Origin of the sequence: Streptomyces sp. URMC 123, assembly GCF_051386515.1 — a bacterium.
Lineage (GTDB): Bacteria > Actinomycetota > Actinomycetes > Streptomycetales > Streptomycetaceae > Streptomyces.
This window is the reverse complement of sequence record NZ_JBPQTV010000002.1, coordinates 1-13,852: the sequence shown is the minus strand read 5'-3', so window position 1 is coordinate 13,852 and position 13,852 is coordinate 1. Positions and strand designations below refer to the sequence as shown.

Annotated in this window: 12 protein-coding genes and 2 pseudogenes; 8 read left to right on the top strand and 6 right to left on the bottom strand. The window is 74.1% G+C overall.

Annotated features, from left to right (window positions below; translation table 11 throughout):
• Nucleotides 1–96: 96 nt before the first annotated feature.
• The 4 genes from ACSNOD_RS00505 to ACSNOD_RS00490 are packed head-to-tail and all read left to right on the top strand — an operon-like array spanning nt 97 to nt 6,217.
• On the top strand, nt 97–2,076 hold the full coding sequence (locus ACSNOD_RS00505; RefSeq protein WP_436764660.1) for a methylmalonyl-CoA mutase family protein: 1,980 nt from the start codon (nt 97–99) through the stop codon (nt 2,074–2,076).
• Nucleotides 2,076–4,313: a methylmalonyl-CoA mutase gene (gene scpA / locus ACSNOD_RS00500; protein ID WP_436764659.1), complete on the top strand. Its 2,238-nt coding sequence runs from the start codon at nt 2,076–2,078 to the stop codon at nt 4,311–4,313. The genes ACSNOD_RS00505 and scpA overlap by 1 nt, the downstream gene beginning before the upstream one ends.
• Before the next feature lie 13 nt (nt 4,314–4,326).
• Nucleotides 4,327–5,313 (top strand): methylmalonyl Co-A mutase-associated GTPase MeaB, encoded by a 987-nt coding sequence (gene meaB / locus ACSNOD_RS00495; RefSeq protein ID WP_436764658.1) that lies wholly within the window; start codon nt 4,327–4,329, stop codon nt 5,311–5,313.
• A gap of 7 nt (nt 5,314–5,320) precedes the next feature.
• The gene (locus ACSNOD_RS00490; protein ID WP_436764657.1) at nt 5,321–6,217 is read left to right on the top strand and encodes a (2Fe-2S)-binding protein; all 897 of its coding nucleotides are present in this window, start codon (nt 5,321–5,323) and stop codon (nt 6,215–6,217) included.
• Here the strand turns inward: ACSNOD_RS00490 and ACSNOD_RS00485 are convergent.
• Nucleotides 6,201–6,662, bottom strand: a complete 462-nt coding sequence (locus tag ACSNOD_RS00485; protein WP_436764656.1) for a universal stress protein — start codon at nt 6,660–6,662, stop codon at nt 6,201–6,203. The genes ACSNOD_RS00490 and ACSNOD_RS00485 overlap by 17 nt on opposite strands.
• Before the next feature lie 228 nt (nt 6,663–6,890).
• Here ACSNOD_RS00485 and ACSNOD_RS00480 point away from each other — a divergent pair, with 228 nt between their 5' ends.
• Entirely contained in the window at nt 6,891–8,207 is a 1,317-nt protein-coding gene (locus tag ACSNOD_RS00480; RefSeq protein WP_436764655.1) for an NAD(P)/FAD-dependent oxidoreductase, read from the top strand.
• A gap of 222 nt (nt 8,208–8,429) precedes the next feature.
• Nucleotides 8,430–8,981 carry a hypothetical protein gene (locus ACSNOD_RS00475; RefSeq protein WP_436764654.1) on the top strand — a complete coding sequence of 184 codons (552 nt, stop codon included), beginning with the start codon at nt 8,430–8,432 and terminating at the stop codon, nt 8,979–8,981.
• A 53-nt stretch (nt 8,982–9,034) separates the two neighbouring features.
• Here the strand turns inward: ACSNOD_RS00475 and ACSNOD_RS00470 are convergent, their stop codons facing one another.
• The 3 genes from ACSNOD_RS00470 to ACSNOD_RS00460 form a co-directional block, all read right to left on the bottom strand.
• Nucleotides 9,035–9,742, bottom strand: a complete 708-nt coding sequence (locus ACSNOD_RS00470) for a DUF4232 domain-containing protein (RefSeq protein WP_436764653.1) — start codon at nt 9,740–9,742, stop codon at nt 9,035–9,037.
• A gap of 318 nt (nt 9,743–10,060) precedes the next feature.
• Nucleotides 10,061–10,336 (bottom strand): hypothetical protein, encoded by a 276-nt coding sequence (locus ACSNOD_RS00465; protein ID WP_436764652.1) that lies wholly within the window; start codon nt 10,334–10,336, stop codon nt 10,061–10,063.
• A gap of 144 nt (nt 10,337–10,480) precedes the next feature.
• On the bottom strand, nt 10,481–10,696 hold the full coding sequence (locus ACSNOD_RS00460) for a dodecin (protein ID WP_436764651.1): 216 nt from the start codon (nt 10,694–10,696) through the stop codon (nt 10,481–10,483).
• A 295-nt stretch (nt 10,697–10,991) separates the two neighbouring features.
• Between ACSNOD_RS00460 and ACSNOD_RS00455 the strand changes: the two genes are divergently transcribed.
• Both ACSNOD_RS00455 and ACSNOD_RS00450 read left to right on the top strand, forming a co-directional pair.
• Nucleotides 10,992–11,867 carry a GNAT family N-acetyltransferase gene (locus ACSNOD_RS00455; protein ID WP_436764650.1) on the top strand — a complete coding sequence of 292 codons (876 nt, stop codon included), beginning with the start codon at nt 10,992–10,994 and terminating at the stop codon, nt 11,865–11,867.
• Nucleotides 11,864–12,403 (top strand): annotated as a pseudogene (locus tag ACSNOD_RS00450) (lysophospholipid acyltransferase family protein); the annotation flags it as partial. The gene ACSNOD_RS00455 and the pseudogene ACSNOD_RS00450, both read left to right, overlap by 4 nt.
• A 348-nt stretch (nt 12,404–12,751) precedes the next feature.
• Here ACSNOD_RS00450 and ACSNOD_RS00445 read toward each other — a convergent pair.
• The gene (locus tag ACSNOD_RS00445) at nt 12,752–13,516 is read right to left on the bottom strand and encodes a DUF4239 domain-containing protein (RefSeq protein WP_436764649.1); all 765 of its coding nucleotides are present in this window, start codon (nt 13,514–13,516) and stop codon (nt 12,752–12,754) included.
• A 104-nt stretch (nt 13,517–13,620) separates the two neighbouring features.
• Nucleotides 13,621–13,852 (bottom strand): annotated as a pseudogene (locus ACSNOD_RS00440) (hypothetical protein); the annotation flags it as partial.

Here is a 13,852-nt window from a genome sequence, read left to right as displayed (position 1 = left end):
GACCGGGAAGCGGCGGCACGGCCCCGACCGGAGAGAGGCCAAGGTCACAGCCGTGTGCCCTCCTGCGGAAGCGCCCGCCTCCCCTAACCTTCCCCCATGACGGTCCAGCCCGACGAGCTCCGCCTGGCCGCCGAGTTCCCCGACGCCACCCGTGACCGCTGGCAGCACCTCGTGGAAGGCGTGCTGCGCAAGGCGGGCAGGGAAGGGATCTCGGGCACCGCGGCCGAGGACGCTCTCGCCACCGAACTCCAGGACGGCATCACCGCCCGTCCGCTGTACACCGCCGAGGACGGCGCCACGGACGCCGGATACCCGGGCTTCCCCCCGTATCTGCGCGCCGGACGCCCCCAGGGCACCACCGTGTCCGGCTGGGACGTGCGCCAGCACCACGCCCACCCCGACGCCGCGCGGACCAACGAGGCCGCGCTCGCCGACCTCGAGAACGGCGTCACCTCCCTCTGGCTCTCCGTCGGCGGGGCCGGGCTGCCCGTCGCGGCCCTGCCCGACGCCCTGCGCGGCGTCTACCTCGACCTCGCCCCGGTGGTCCTCGACGCGGGCGCCGAATTCGCCGCCGCCGCCGAGGAACTGCTGCGGCTGTACGAGCGGCGCGACGTGCCCCCGCAGGCCGCGCTCGGCAACCTCGGCGCCGACCCGCTCGCCGTCCTCGCCCGCACCGGGGACGACGAGAGCCTCACCGGCCACCTCGCCGCAGCCGCCCGGCTCGCGGCCCGCTGCGACCGCGACCACTCCGGGCTGCGCGCCCTGACCGTCGACGCGCTGCCCTACCACGAGGCCGGCGCCTCGCCCGCCCAGGAGCTCGGCTGCTCCCTGGCCACCGGCGTCGCCTATCTGCGCGAGCTGACCGCGGCCGGGCTGAGCGTCGACGCGGCCTGCGCCCAGCTGGAGTTCCGCTACGCGGCCACCGCCGACCAGTTCCTCACCATCGCCACCCTGCGCGCCGCCCGCCGGCTCTGGTCCCGGGTCGCCGAGGTCTCCGGCGCCGCCCCGGAGGCGCGCGCCCAGCGCCAGCACGCGGCGACCTCGACCGTCATGATGACCCGCCGCGACCCCTGGGTGAACATGCTCAGGACCACGGTGGCCTGTCTCGCCGCCGGCGTGGGCGGCGCCGACGCCATCACCGTCCTGCCGTTCGACAGCGCCATCGGCCTCCCCGACGCCTTCGCCCGGCGCATCGCCCGCAACACCCAGTCGGTGCTGCTGGAGGAGTCGCACCTGGCCCGGGTCATCGACCCCGCCGGCGGCTCGTACTACCTCGAACGCCTCACCGACGAGCTGGCCCACGCCGCGTGGGCCTGGTTCCAGGAGATCGAACGGGCCGGCGGACAGGCCGCAGCCCTGCGCTCCGGACTCGTCCACGACACGCTGGCGCAGACCTGGGCCCGGCGCTCCGACGCCCTGGCCCACCGCCGCGAACCCATCACCGGCGTCAGCGAGTTCCCGCACCTCGCCGAGGCCCCCGTGGTGCGCGAGCCGGCCCCCACGGGCCCTGCCGCTTCGGCCGCCCCTGCTGCCCCGGCCTCCTCGGCCTCCTCGGCCGACGGCGCCGCCGCCCCGGCCTCCGCCGCGACCGGGGCCCCGGGCCGGAGCCGCGCGCTGCCCCGGGTCCGCCGGGACGAGGCGTACGAGGCCCTGCGCGCCCGCTCCGACGCCCATCTGGCGGCCACCGGTGCCCGCCCCCGGGCCTTCCTCGCGGCGCTCGGCCCGGCCGCCGCGCACACGGCCCGCGCCACCTTCGCCGCCAACCTCTTCCAGGCCGGCGGCATCGAACCGGTGCACGACCCGGTGACGGTCGACGCCGCCACGGCGGGCGAGGCCTTCACCCGCAGCGGCGCCACCGTGGCCTGCCTGTGCTCCAGCGACGCCCTCTACGCCGAACAGGCCGAGGCCGTCGCGGCGGCGCTGAAGGCCGCCGGCGCCCGCCGGGTCTATCTCGCGGGTCGCCCCGGCGAGCGGCGGGAAGCCTATCTACGTGCCGGGGTGGACGAGTTCGTCGCCGCGGGCTGCGACGCCGTCGCGGTCCTCACCTCGGCCCTCGACGACATGGGAGTGGCGTGATGCGGGGCAGCACGGGACAGCGGAACCCGATCCCGGACTTCTCCGAGGTCGACCTCGGCCCGGCCGACGCGGGGCAGGTGACCGCCGACCAGTGGCGGGCGGCCCTCCAGGAGGCCACCGGCAAGGACGCGGCCGACCTGGTGTGGGAGACCCCGGAGGGCATCGGCGTCAAGCCGCTGTACACCGCCGAGGACCTGGCCGGGGTGGACTTCCTCGGCACCTACCCCGGCGTCGCGCCCTATCTGCGCGGCCCGTACCCCACCATGTACGTCAACCAGCCGTGGACCATCCGCCAGTACGCGGGCTTCTCCACCGCCGAGGAGTCCAACGCCTTCTACCGGCGCAACCTCGCGGCCGGCCAGAAGGGCCTGTCGGTCGCCTTCGACCTGCCCACCCACCGCGGCTACGACAGCGACCACCCCCGCGTCACCGGCGACGTGGGCATGGCGGGCGTCGCCATCGACTCCATCTACGACATGCGGCAGCTCTTCGACGGCATCCCGCTGGACCGGATGAGCGTGTCGATGACGATGAACGGCGCCGTGCTGCCCGTGCTCGCGCTCTACATCGTCGCCGCCGAGGAACAGGGCGTGCCGCCGGAGAAGCTGGCCGGAACCATTCAGAACGACATTCTGAAGGAGTTCATGGTCCGCAACACCTACATCTATCCGCCCCGGCCCTCCATGCGGATCATCTCCGACATCTTCTCGTACACCTCGCGGAGGATGCCCCGCTACAACTCCATCTCCATCTCCGGCTACCACATCCAGGAAGCCGGGGCCACGGCCGACCTGGAGCTCGCGTACACCCTCGCCGACGGCGTCGAGTACCTGCGCGCCGGCCTCGGCGCCGGCCTGGACGTGGACGCCTTCGCGCCCCGCCTGTCGTTCTTCTGGGCGATCGGCATGAACTTCTTCATGGAGATCGCCAAGCTGCGGGCCGCCCGGCTGCTCTGGGCCAAGCTCGTCAAGCAGTTCGACCCGAAGAACGCCAAGTCGCTCTCGCTGCGCACCCACTCGCAGACCTCCGGCTGGTCGCTGACCGCCCAGGACGTCTTCAACAACGTGACGCGCACCTGCGTCGAGGCCATGGCCGCCACCCAGGGGCACACCCAGTCCCTGCACACCAACGCCCTCGACGAGGCGCTGGCCCTGCCCACCGACTTCTCCGCCCGCATCGCCCGCAACACCCAGCTGCTCCTCCAGCAGGAGTCCGGCACCTGCCGCACCATCGACCCCTGGGGCGGCAGCGCGTACGTCGAGAAGCTCACTTACGACCTGGCGCGCCGGGCCTGGCAGCACATCGAGGAGGTCGAGGCCGCCGGCGGCATGGCCCAGGCCATCGACGCGGGCATCCCCAAGCTGCGCGTCGAGGAGGCCGCGGCCCGCACCCAGGCCCGTATCGACTCCGGCCGCCAGCCCGTCATCGGCGTCAACAAGTACCGGGTCGACAGCGACGAGAAGATCGACGTTCTCAAGGTCGACAACTCCTCGGTGCGCGCCCAGCAGATCGAGAAGCTGCGGCGGCTGCGCGCCGAGCGCGACGAGGACGCCTGCCGGGCCGCGCTGCACGCCCTCACCCGCGCCGCCGAGGCCGGCCCGGGCGGCGGGGGCGGCGACGGGCTGGAGGGCAATCTGCTCGCCCTCGCCGTCGACGCCGCCCGCGCCAAGGCCACCGTGGGCGAGATCTCGGACGCTCTCGAGAAGGTGTACGGGCGCCACTCCGGGCAGATCCGTACGATCTCCGGTGTGTACCGAGAAGAGGCGGGGCCGTCCTCCGGGGTGGAGCGCACCCGCGCGCTGGTGGAGGCGTTCGAGCGGGCCGAGGGCCGGCGCCCGCGCATCCTGGTCGCCAAGATGGGCCAGGACGGCCACGACCGCGGCCAGAAGGTGATTGCCACGGCCTTCGCCGACCTCGGCTTCGACGTCGACGTCGGCCCCCTGTTCCAGACCCCGGAGGAGGTCGCCCGGCAGGCGGTGGAGGCCGATGTGCACATCGTCGGCGTCTCCTCGCTCGCCGCCGGCCACCTCACGCTGGTGCCGGCGCTCCGCGAGCAACTCGCCGAGCAGGGTCGGGAGGACATCACCGTGGTGGTGGGCGGCGTCATCCCGCCGCAGGACGTGGCGACCCTGCTCGACATGGGGGCCGCCGCCGTCTTCCCGCCCGGCACGGTCATCCCCGACGCCGCACACGACCTGCTGAGGACCCTCGCCACGGCCCTCGGCCACGACCTGTGAGCCGCTGCCGCCCATGCGCCGCACCATCGACATCGACGACTACGCCAAAGGGGTGCTCGACGGCTCGCGGGCGCGGATCGCCCAGGCGATCACGCTCGTCGAGTCCACCCGGGCCGACCACCGGGACCTCGCCCAGCGGCTGCTGATCGAGCTGCTGCCGCACACCGGCAGGGCCCGGCGGGTCGGCATCAGCGGGGTGCCGGGAGTCGGCAAGTCGACCTTCATCGACGCCCTCGGCACCCTGCTCACCGGGCTCGGCCACAAGGTGGCCGTGCTCGCCGTCGACCCCTCCTCCACCCGCACCGGCGGCTCCATCCTGGGCGACAAGACCCGGATGGAGCGGCTCGCCGTCGACCCGAACGCCTTCGTCCGGCCCTCGCCCAGCGCCGGCACGCTCGGCGGCGTCGCCCGCGCCACGCGCGAGACGATGGTGGTGATGGAGGCGGCCGGCTACGACGTGGTGCTGGTCGAGACCGTCGGCGTGGGCCAGTCCGAGACCGCCGTCGCCAACATGGTCGACTCCTTCCTGCTGCTCTCCCTGGCCCGCACCGGCGACCAGCTCCAGGGCATCAAGAAGGGCGTGCTGGAGCTGGCCGACGTCGTCGCCATCAACAAGGCCGACGGCCCGCACGAGCGCGACGCCCGGTCCGCCGCCCGCGAACTCTCCGGCGCGCTGCGGCTCCTCCAGCCGCCGGACGCCCCCTGGAACCCGCCCGTGCTCACCTGCAGCGCCCGCGAGGGCCGCGGGCTGGAGGAGATCTGGGAGCGGATCGAGCGGCACCGCTCGGTCCTGACGGCGCGTGGGGCGCTCGACGAGAAGCGGCGCGCCCAGCAGGTCGACTGGACCTGGTCGATGGTCCACGACCAACTGCTCGGACAGCTGCGCGACCACCCGGAGGTGCGGCGGCTCACGCCGGCGCTGGAGGACGAGGTGCGGGCCGGCACGCTGACGGCGACGCTCGCCGCGCAGCGCATCCTGGACGCGTTCCGGCAGCCGTGACGTGACCGTGCGCGACGACCCTCGCTTGCCGGGGGACGGGCCCCGCCGGCCGGGGGACGACCCCCACGTGCTGGCGGGGGACGAGCCCCTGGGCCTGGGTGCCCTCGCCGCCGTGGGGTCGTTCTTCGCCGTGGCGACCGGCCCGGCCCTCGACCCCACGGGCCCGGAGGGCCTTGTCCACGGGGAGAGCGGCCTGCCGCTCACCGAGGCGCACCGCACCGACCCGGGCTCCCCCTGGCGTGCCCGGATCGCCGACGTCGCCGCCCGGCTCGGCACCGCGGAGCCCCGTGTCGCCGCCTCCATCGCCTTTCAGGGCCTGGCCGCCCGGCTCTGGTCCGTCGCCCTCGGCGCCGCCGTGCTGACCGGGCACGTGCCCGACCTCGGCCCCGGCCGGCTGTGGTGGCACCCGGACCGCCCCGCGCCGGCCGACCTCCGGCTCCCCGACCCGCGCCCCACGGCCGTGCCCGGCGACACCGCGGCACGGCTCGCGGCCACCGTGCTCCACGGCCACCTGGTGCCGCTGGTCCGGGCGAGCAGGGCGGCGAGCGGAGTGTCCGAGCGGGTGCTGTGGGGCAACGCGGGCTCCGCGCTGGCCGGAACGGTGGGCGTGCTGCACGGCTGGGCCCGTACGGCCGGGGCTTCCGGCGGGGCTTCGGCCGGGGCGTCGGTCGGCGCTCCGGCCGGGACTCCGGGAGCCGCCGCGGCGGGGGAGGCGGCCGACCGGGCCGGCGCGCTGGCGCGGGCCCTGTTCACCGATCCGCTGCTGCGGGGGACGGGCACGGTGTCGGCATCCGGCGGCCGGCCCGGCTTCGTACGGCGCAGCTGCTGCCTCTACTACCGGGTGCCGGGCGGCGGGCTGTGCGGGGACTGCGTCCTGCGTACGCGGGTCACGGAACGACCGTGACCGGCCAGCGGCCCGCCTTCACCAGCCGCACCGCCACCGAGCCGATGATCCGGTGCCCCGCCCGCTCGGAGGCCCCGACGACCACCGCGTCGGCCTTGAGGTCGTCCGCCGCCGAGACGAGGCCGGAGTACGGGTCGCCGCGCAGCGTGTGGAACTCCCAGCGCACGTCGAACACTCCGCGCAGCTTGTCGGCCGCCGCCCGGATCTCGGCCAGCAGCTCCTGGGCCACCTCCTCCGTCGCCTCCGGCACCGGCGCCCCCAGCGCGGTGCCGGCCGCGACCACCGGCTGCACATAGACCACCGCGAGCAGGGCGTTCTGCCGCCGGGCCAGCCCGGCGGCGTAGGCGACCGCGCGCCAGGAGGTGTCGGAGCCGTCGACTCCGGCGACGATGACTTTCGGGCCGTCCGTACCGCGTTCGAAGGCCGCGGGCACTTTCTCCACCACGTGGTGAGCGTAGCGCTCCACGCTCCTCGGCTCCGAGCCGCACCGTGGAGGTTTGCCGCCGGTGGCGCAGGGCACCCGCACTCACCGGTGCACCAGGGGGCACCACGGGGGAGAACGACGGGAAAAGCACGGGGAACCACGGGGGAATCAAGCGGAACCGCGCGGCACCACGGGGGAATCACGAAGGATCAGCCGTCCGCCGACACTCTCAGCGAGGAGCGAGGGAACGTGAGCCGAGCCCGTATCGTCATTGTCGGAGCCGGATTCGCCGGCTACCACGCCGCTCGAACACTGTCCCGGACCGCCCGAGGCGCCGCCGAGATCGTGCTGGTCAACCCACACGACTACTTCCTCTATCTGCCCCTGCTGCCGGAAGTGGCCGCCGGGGTGCTCGAACCGCGGCGGGTCACCGTCTCCCTCACCGGCACCCTGCCCCGGGTGCGCCTGGTGCTCGGCGACGTCGAGACCGTCGACCCCACGGCCCGCCGGCTCTCGTACACCGACCCCGAGGGCAACCGCGGCGAACTCGGCTACGACCGCCTCGTCCTGGCCGTCGGCAGCGTCAACAAGCTGCTGCCGATACCCGGCGTCGCCGAGAACGCCCATGGCTTCCGCGGCATGCCGGAAGCGCTCTACCACCGCGATCACGTCATTCGTCAGATGGAACTGGCCGACACGGCTCACGACCCCGAGGAGCGCGCCGCCCGCTGCACCTTCGTCGTGGTCGGCGCCGGCTACACCGGCACCGAGGTGGCCGCCCACGGAAAGCTGCTCACCGACGCGCTGATCCGGCGGAGCGCCAATCTGCGCGAGGCGGGCGTACGACCCCGCTGGCTGCTGGTCGACATCGCCCCGCGCGTCCTGCCCGAGCTCGACCGGCGCCTCTCCGACACGGCCGACCGCGTCCTGCGCGGCCGCGGGGTGGAGATCCTCACCGAGACCTCCGTCAAGGAGGCGACCCGGGACGGAGTGCTGCTCGACAACGGCGACTTCGTGGCCACGCGATCGCTGATCTGGTGCGTGGGGGTGCGCCCCGACCCGCTGGTGTCGTCCCTCGGCCTGCCCACCGAGCGCGGCCGGCTGGTGGTGGACGAGTATCTGAACGTCCCCGGCCACCCCGAGATCTTCGCCTGCGGCGACGCCGCGGCGGTGCCCGACCTGGAGCGGCCGGGCGAGCTGACGCCGATGACCGCCCAGCACGCGCAGCGCCAGGGCAGGACGGCCGCCCACAATGTGGCCGCGTCGTTCGGCCGCGGCTCCCGCCGCGCCTACCGCCACCGCGACCTCGGCTTCACGGTGGACCTCGGCGGCGTCCAGGCCGCGGCGAACCCCCTGGGCCTCCCGCTCGCCGGCCCCGCCGCGGGCGCGGTCACCCGCGGCTACCACCTCATGGCCATGCCCGGCAATCGCGTCCGCGTCGCCGCGGACTGGCTCCTGGAGGCGGCCCTGCCCCGCCAGGGAGTCCAACTGGGCCTGGTGAGGTCCTGGTCGGTCCCCCTGGACACGCAGTCCCCGGAGTCCGCCCGCGTCCCCAAGGACGACTGAACGGGGGGTCCCGCCGCAGTGCGGCGTGGGCCATGAGCAAGCCGCCCTGTCCCCGCTGGGGGCATGGGCGCCCACCCTCGCCGGTGTCGAGCGCACGGGGCGATCTGCGCACATTGACTCGTGCGGGTGGATTGTGGGCTCAGCATCTGTTCCGAGGTGCTGAATGGCGGTTTGCTGGTAATGCTCCCGGATGCGGGAGTTCGCCCGGAGGAGGGGGATGTCGTGCGTGGCTCCATGAGGGGGACGGGACGCGGGTCGGCGGTGGTGGCCATGGCCGGCGCCGCCCTGCTGGCGCTGTCCCAAGGAACCGCATTCGCGGCCACTGGTTGGCAACTGCCGAACGCCGGTTCCGTCCCGCCGGGTACCAGGGTTCAACTATCGATGCGAATGACGTGTGCGCAGAGCAGCCCCTGCGCGTACGACAACTCACTGCGCTTGCGATTGGACGCGGAAAACGGCGCACGCGTCCTCAATCAGACCGGCACCCTGGACTTCGTGAGGAACAGCGACGGTGCGCGGGTCGGCACGTGCCAAGTGTCGGCCGAGGAGGTGGTCTGCGCACCGTCCGGCAGCGGATCGGTCGGCCCGAACGACTCCCTGCGGGCCGGCACATGGATCGTCGGGCAGACCGCCTCCAGTACCTGCACCACGTCCTTCACGATGACCTGGTGGGACTCGAGCACCAGCGTCGAGGCGGACCCCGGCCAGTTCGAGAATTGGGACCCCGGCCAGTTCGAGAGTTGGGAGAACGAAGGCGCGAATTGCGGCGTGTGAGCACGTGACCGCCTGAAGCACCGGGTGGCGGTCGCACCGCGTGAGCCCACGGATCAGCCGCCCTGACCGGCGCTTCCGATCGGGCCGACCTTCACCGGGGAGCCGGAGCCGTCCGTGACGGGCAACGTGGCGGCTCCCGGCCAGGGGAGGGAGACCGTCTTCGTCTCGTTCGGCGGGGTCACCAGAAGACCCGTGACGCGGACGCCGGAGCCACCCGACTCGTTCAACGGGTAGGTGATGCCGAAGGCTGTCGACTGCCCGGCCTTGAGGACGGTCGAGGGGGCCTGCTCACCCGTGCGCTTCGCGGACAGCGACCCCTCGTTGGTCTTCAGATCGACGCCCGCGTACCCGGAGATCGCGCAGCCGCGGCCGCCCCGGTTGGTCAGCTCCACCACGACGGTGCCCTCGGGGTCACCGTCGATGGTGCCGTTCTTCGCCGTGATCCGCAGCTCGTCCGTGCGGCACTTGGCGGTCTTGCCGCTGTCCTTGGAATCCGTCCCGGCGGCCGCGCCCTGCCCGTCGGAGCTCTTCCCCGCCGAGCCCTTTCCCGCGGGGGTCTTCCCGGCGGAGTCCTTCGCGCCGCTCCGATCCGAACCGCCCGCGTCCGAGCCGTCGGAGCCCGGACCACCGCCCGAGGAAGGCGCGGAGGACGCGGACGACGGAGCGCTGTGTCCCTTGCCGTCGTCGCCGCTCTGACAGGCCGTGAGCGTGAGACCCGCGGCGATGGCCAGGGCGGCGAAGGTGAGCTGGTGAAGGCGCATCGTTTCTGCCTCGATGTCGGTTGGGGGCGTCGGCCACTCGGTACGAGTCGGCATGAGCGGGCGTTTCCGATCACCAGGATGCACCCGGCCTGGCGAACCGTCCCGCTCGGACCGCCCCCTCATACATTCCTGTTACACGCACAGCCGCGCGTGACCCCCACCGCCACAGGGCGAACCCCGCCCGCACCAGTCCCTTTCGCCGCCTCCGCCTGCCGTCGTCCGCGGCGGGCCACGGCCCAACGACTGGGACAACCCCGTGACCCGGCGGAACTTGACCACCACCGGGGGCATGCGCACCTCACCCGCCGGTGCGAGGAATCACCGCTCGAAGGTGATGTCGAACGTCGTGAGCATGGTGGAGACAAGGCCACCAGGGCCGGTGGGCTGAAGAATGCTGGCCGGGGAGACGTCCACGTCAGGCAGCTTGATGGTGGTCTCCCCGAAGAGCGGATGGGTGGCTTCGACCGACGGCCCCGTGATGGGTGCCGCCGTTGCCGGACCACCGAGAGCCAAGAGCGCCGCGGCGGCAAGGGTGACAGCGGCAGCGCACTGGAACGCCCGGCCGCGAACGCCGTTCCTGAATGAGGGCTTCATACGCCATAGCGTGCGGACCTCTCGTTGCTCCTGCTCTTTGCTGATCGGCAAACCATCAGATTGAGTGGTATTGGTCCGAGCGTGCCGAATCCCGCACCGTGTGAGCGACCGCGGTGCAACAGAGCCACGACCGGGGACCGGCCCTCAGTCGGCGTCGTCCAGCCGGAAACCGATCTTCAGCCCTACCTGGTAGTGGCCGATCTCGCCGTCGACGAGGTGCCCCCTGATCTGCACGACCTCGAACCAATCGAGGTTCCGCAGAGTTCGGGAGGCGCGCGCGATCCCGTTGCGGACGGCTTCGTCCACGCTGTTCGGCGAGGAGCCGACGATCTCGGTCACGCGGTAGGTGTGGTTCGTCATGGGGCTCCTCCTGCGGCTCGGCGATGGCCCTGACGGCACCACCCTGGTTCACCGTGCCGCTGCCCGCGAGGCGAGCGCCGCCGTTGGCGTGCCCCCGGGGCCCCCGCGCCCCGGGCCCCGGGCACGCGCCCACACCGCGCGCCCCGATCATTCAACCGCCGCACACCCGCGCTCCCCGGACCGGTCACACGGTGTCCAGCCCGCTCCGCGAAGAAGGAGGGGAACGGCCGGATCGGCCCACCCCTCCACCGGTCGCCGGCCCCGGCCGGCCCGGTGTCAGCACAGGAGCCTCGCCATGACCGCGTTCGTCAGCCCTCCCGCCGCAGTCCCTCCCGTCGTCCGACCCACCGCGACCCCGTCCGCCGCGACCCCGTCCGCCGGCACCCGTACCGGCCCCGGCGCACGCGAGCCCCGCGACTCCCCGACGCCCCGCTACACCGTCTCCCTCGCCCGCGGCCGCGACGACATCCGCGCCGCCCAGCGGCTCCGGCACGACGTCTTCGCCGCGGAGCTGGGCGCCCGGCTCGACACCCCGGAGCCGGGGCACGACATCGACGCCTTCGACGCCCACTGCGACCACCTGCTGGTCCGGGAGCGGGCCGGCGGGGCTGTGGTCGGCACCTATCGGCTGCTGCCTCCCGAGCGCGCCGCCGCCCTCGGCCGGCGCTACGCCGACGACGAGTTCGACCTCGGCCGGCACACGCCCCTCCGGCTCGACCTCGTGGAGGTCGGCCGGTCCTGCGTCCACCCCGAGCACCGCGACGGCGGCGTCATAGCCCTGATGTGGGCCGGGCTGGCCCGCTACCTCGTCCGCGGCGGTCACACCTGGGTGGCCGGCTGCTGCTCGGTGCCCCTGGCGGACGGCGGCGAGCTCGCCGCCGGCGTCTGGCGCACGGTGTCCGCCAAACACCTCGCCCCGGAGGAGTACCGGGTCACCCCGCGCCTGCCCTGGCGCCCCCCGCCCGGCACCGGCGGCGACGCCGCGCCCGTACCGGCCAACGCCCTGCCCCCGCTGCTGCGCGGCTATCTGCGGCTGGGCGCCTGGGTGTGCGGGGAGCCCGCGTACGACCCCGCGTTCGGCGTGGCCGACCTCTATGTGCTGCTCTCACTGCACCGCGTCGACCCGCGCTATCTGCGGCACTTCCTCTCCCTCGCCCCCACCGCCCGATGACGGGCTGGCAGCCCGCCGCGCCCTGCACGCCCCACCGCTGTCTGCCCGCCGCGGTGCCCGGGGTGGCCCCGCCGCTGCGGTGGGCCCGGCTCGCCGCCGGCCTGGCCACGGCGGCCGCCGGAGCCGCGCTGGCGCCGCCCGCGCGGCGCTGCGCCCCGGATCTGCGGGAGAGGCTGATCACGCGCTGGGCCACGGCGCTCACCAGGGCCCTCGGGGTGCGGATACGTGTCCACGACACCACCGGCGGCGCGCGCCCACGCGGCGGCGTGCTCGTGGTCGCCAACCACGTCTCCTGGCTGGACATACCGCTGATCGCCGCCGTACGGCCGGGGCGGATGCTCGCCAAGCGCGAGATCGCCGACTGGCCCGTGCTCGGCCGGCTCGCCGCCCGCGCCCGCACCCTCTTCATCGACCGCGACCGGCCGCGAGCCCTGCCCGGGGCCGTCGCCGCCGTCGCGGAGGCGCTGCGCGGGGGATCGGCCGTGGTCGCCTTCCCCGAGGGCACCACCTGGTGCGGCCGGGGCCGGGGCCGCTTCCGCAACGCCGTCTTCCAGGCGGCGCTGGACGCGCGGGTGCCCGTCCAGCCGATCGCGATCCGCTACCGGTTCGCCGACCGCGCCCCCACCGCCGTGCCGGCCTTCGTCGGCGAGGACACGCTGCTCGCCTCGCTGCGCCGGGTGGTGGCCGCGCGCGGCCTCGTCGCGGACGTCACCCTGCTGCCGGCCGTCCCGCCGGGCGCGTACCCCGATCGCGCGTCACTCGCCCGCGCCGCCGAGCGAGCGCTCGAACCCGTCCTGGGACCTGCCCCCGACCCTGCCCCCGGCCGACGCCGGGGCGCGGACGGTCCGGGGGCAGAGGACGCCGGCGGAACAGCGGAACAGGCGTCAGCGGAGGGCGTCGGGGAAGAGCGCCCGGAACGGGGCCGTCGCGTCGTCCGTACTGTGGCCCAGCGGCGTGTCGAACTCCCAGATGAGAAAGAGCAGAAACGCGATCAGCGCGCTGAACAGCCCGGCCAGCAGCAACTCCCGTGCCGTTCTGCGGATCTGGAGCGTGAGGATCAGCCCGACGGTCACCACGGCCCCGGTGACCAGTCCGAACCACACCACCCCCGGCATCGTGGACCCGGCGTTGCCCTCCCGGGCGTGCCGTGCCTCGTCGGCGATCGCCACCTGGTCCACCATCGGCTGGTACGACTGCCCCTCGTGGTCGTCGCGCGGCACATGCCCCATCACATCGCGGCGCACCCGGTCGAGCAGCTTCGTCCCCTCGTCGGTGAGTTCGCCGTGGTCGCTCATGTGCGGCCACTCCTCGGTCACCACATGGCGCACATAGGAGTCGATGTCCCGGCGGATGCGGTCGCGGGCCTCCGCCGGGTAGACCTGGGCCCGCTCGGCCACCTCGTGCAGTGCCTGGGCCTCGCGGCGGACGTCGTCCTGCGCCCCGCCCCGGACCTCCCAGACACCGGCGATCGCGAGGCCCAGGACGATGGCGTACACCACGCCGATCATCATCGTCATGTACTCGAGCACATCGGGGGTCTGGGAGGGGTCGTCGTCCTCGGGGACCCGGCGGTGGTTGAGCAGGACGACGGCGAGGACGACGGCGCAGGCGGAGGCCATCGCGATGGCCAGCACCAACCACTGCGGCATGGCGGGTCCTTCCGGAGGAGGTTCGGGTGGCGGTTCCCGGGCGGTTCCAGGCCCGTTCGGGCGGTGCGGCGGTGAACCGCGGCGCGGGGGCGCGCGCGGTGTGATCAGCGGCGCGAACGGGGGCGGAGCGCGGCGGCGGCCAGCACCGCCGGCGCGGTGATCAGCAGGGTGAGCATGACGAGCGAGGGGCCGTCGGGGCGTTCGCGTCCCTCGGGCCCGCGGTACGCGCGGACCGACAGGCCGGTCCGCGTGGGCTTCGGGCCGGGCGACGGCGGGTCTGCCGGGGGAGTGGCCGATGGCGGTACGGGCGGTACGGGTGTCGGCCGGGGCGCGGCG

Coding starts and splice junctions, on each gene's coding strand:
- ACSNOD_RS00505 (WP_436764660.1), top strand. CDS start 97: ATGACGGTCCAGCCCGACGAGCTCCGCCTGGCCGCCGAGTTCCCCGAC.
- scpA (WP_436764659.1), top strand. CDS start 2,076: ATGCGGGGCAGCACGGGACAGCGGAACCCGATCCCGGACTTCTCCGAG.
- meaB (WP_436764658.1), top strand. CDS start 4,327: ATGCGCCGCACCATCGACATCGACGACTACGCCAAAGGGGTGCTCGAC.
- ACSNOD_RS00470 (WP_436764653.1), bottom strand. CDS start 9,742: ATGCGCCTTCACCAGCTCACCTTCGCCGCCCTGGCCATCGCCGCGGGT.
- ACSNOD_RS00465 (WP_436764652.1), bottom strand. CDS start 10,336: ATGAAGCCCTCATTCAGGAACGGCGTTCGCGGCCGGGCGTTCCAGTGC.
- ACSNOD_RS00460 (WP_436764651.1), bottom strand. CDS start 10,696: ATGACGAACCACACCTACCGCGTGACCGAGATCGTCGGCTCCTCGCCG.
- ACSNOD_RS00455 (WP_436764650.1), top strand. CDS start 10,992: ATGACCGCGTTCGTCAGCCCTCCCGCCGCAGTCCCTCCCGTCGTCCGA.
- ACSNOD_RS00445 (WP_436764649.1), bottom strand. CDS start 13,516: ATGCCGCAGTGGTTGGTGCTGGCCATCGCGATGGCCTCCGCCTGCGCC.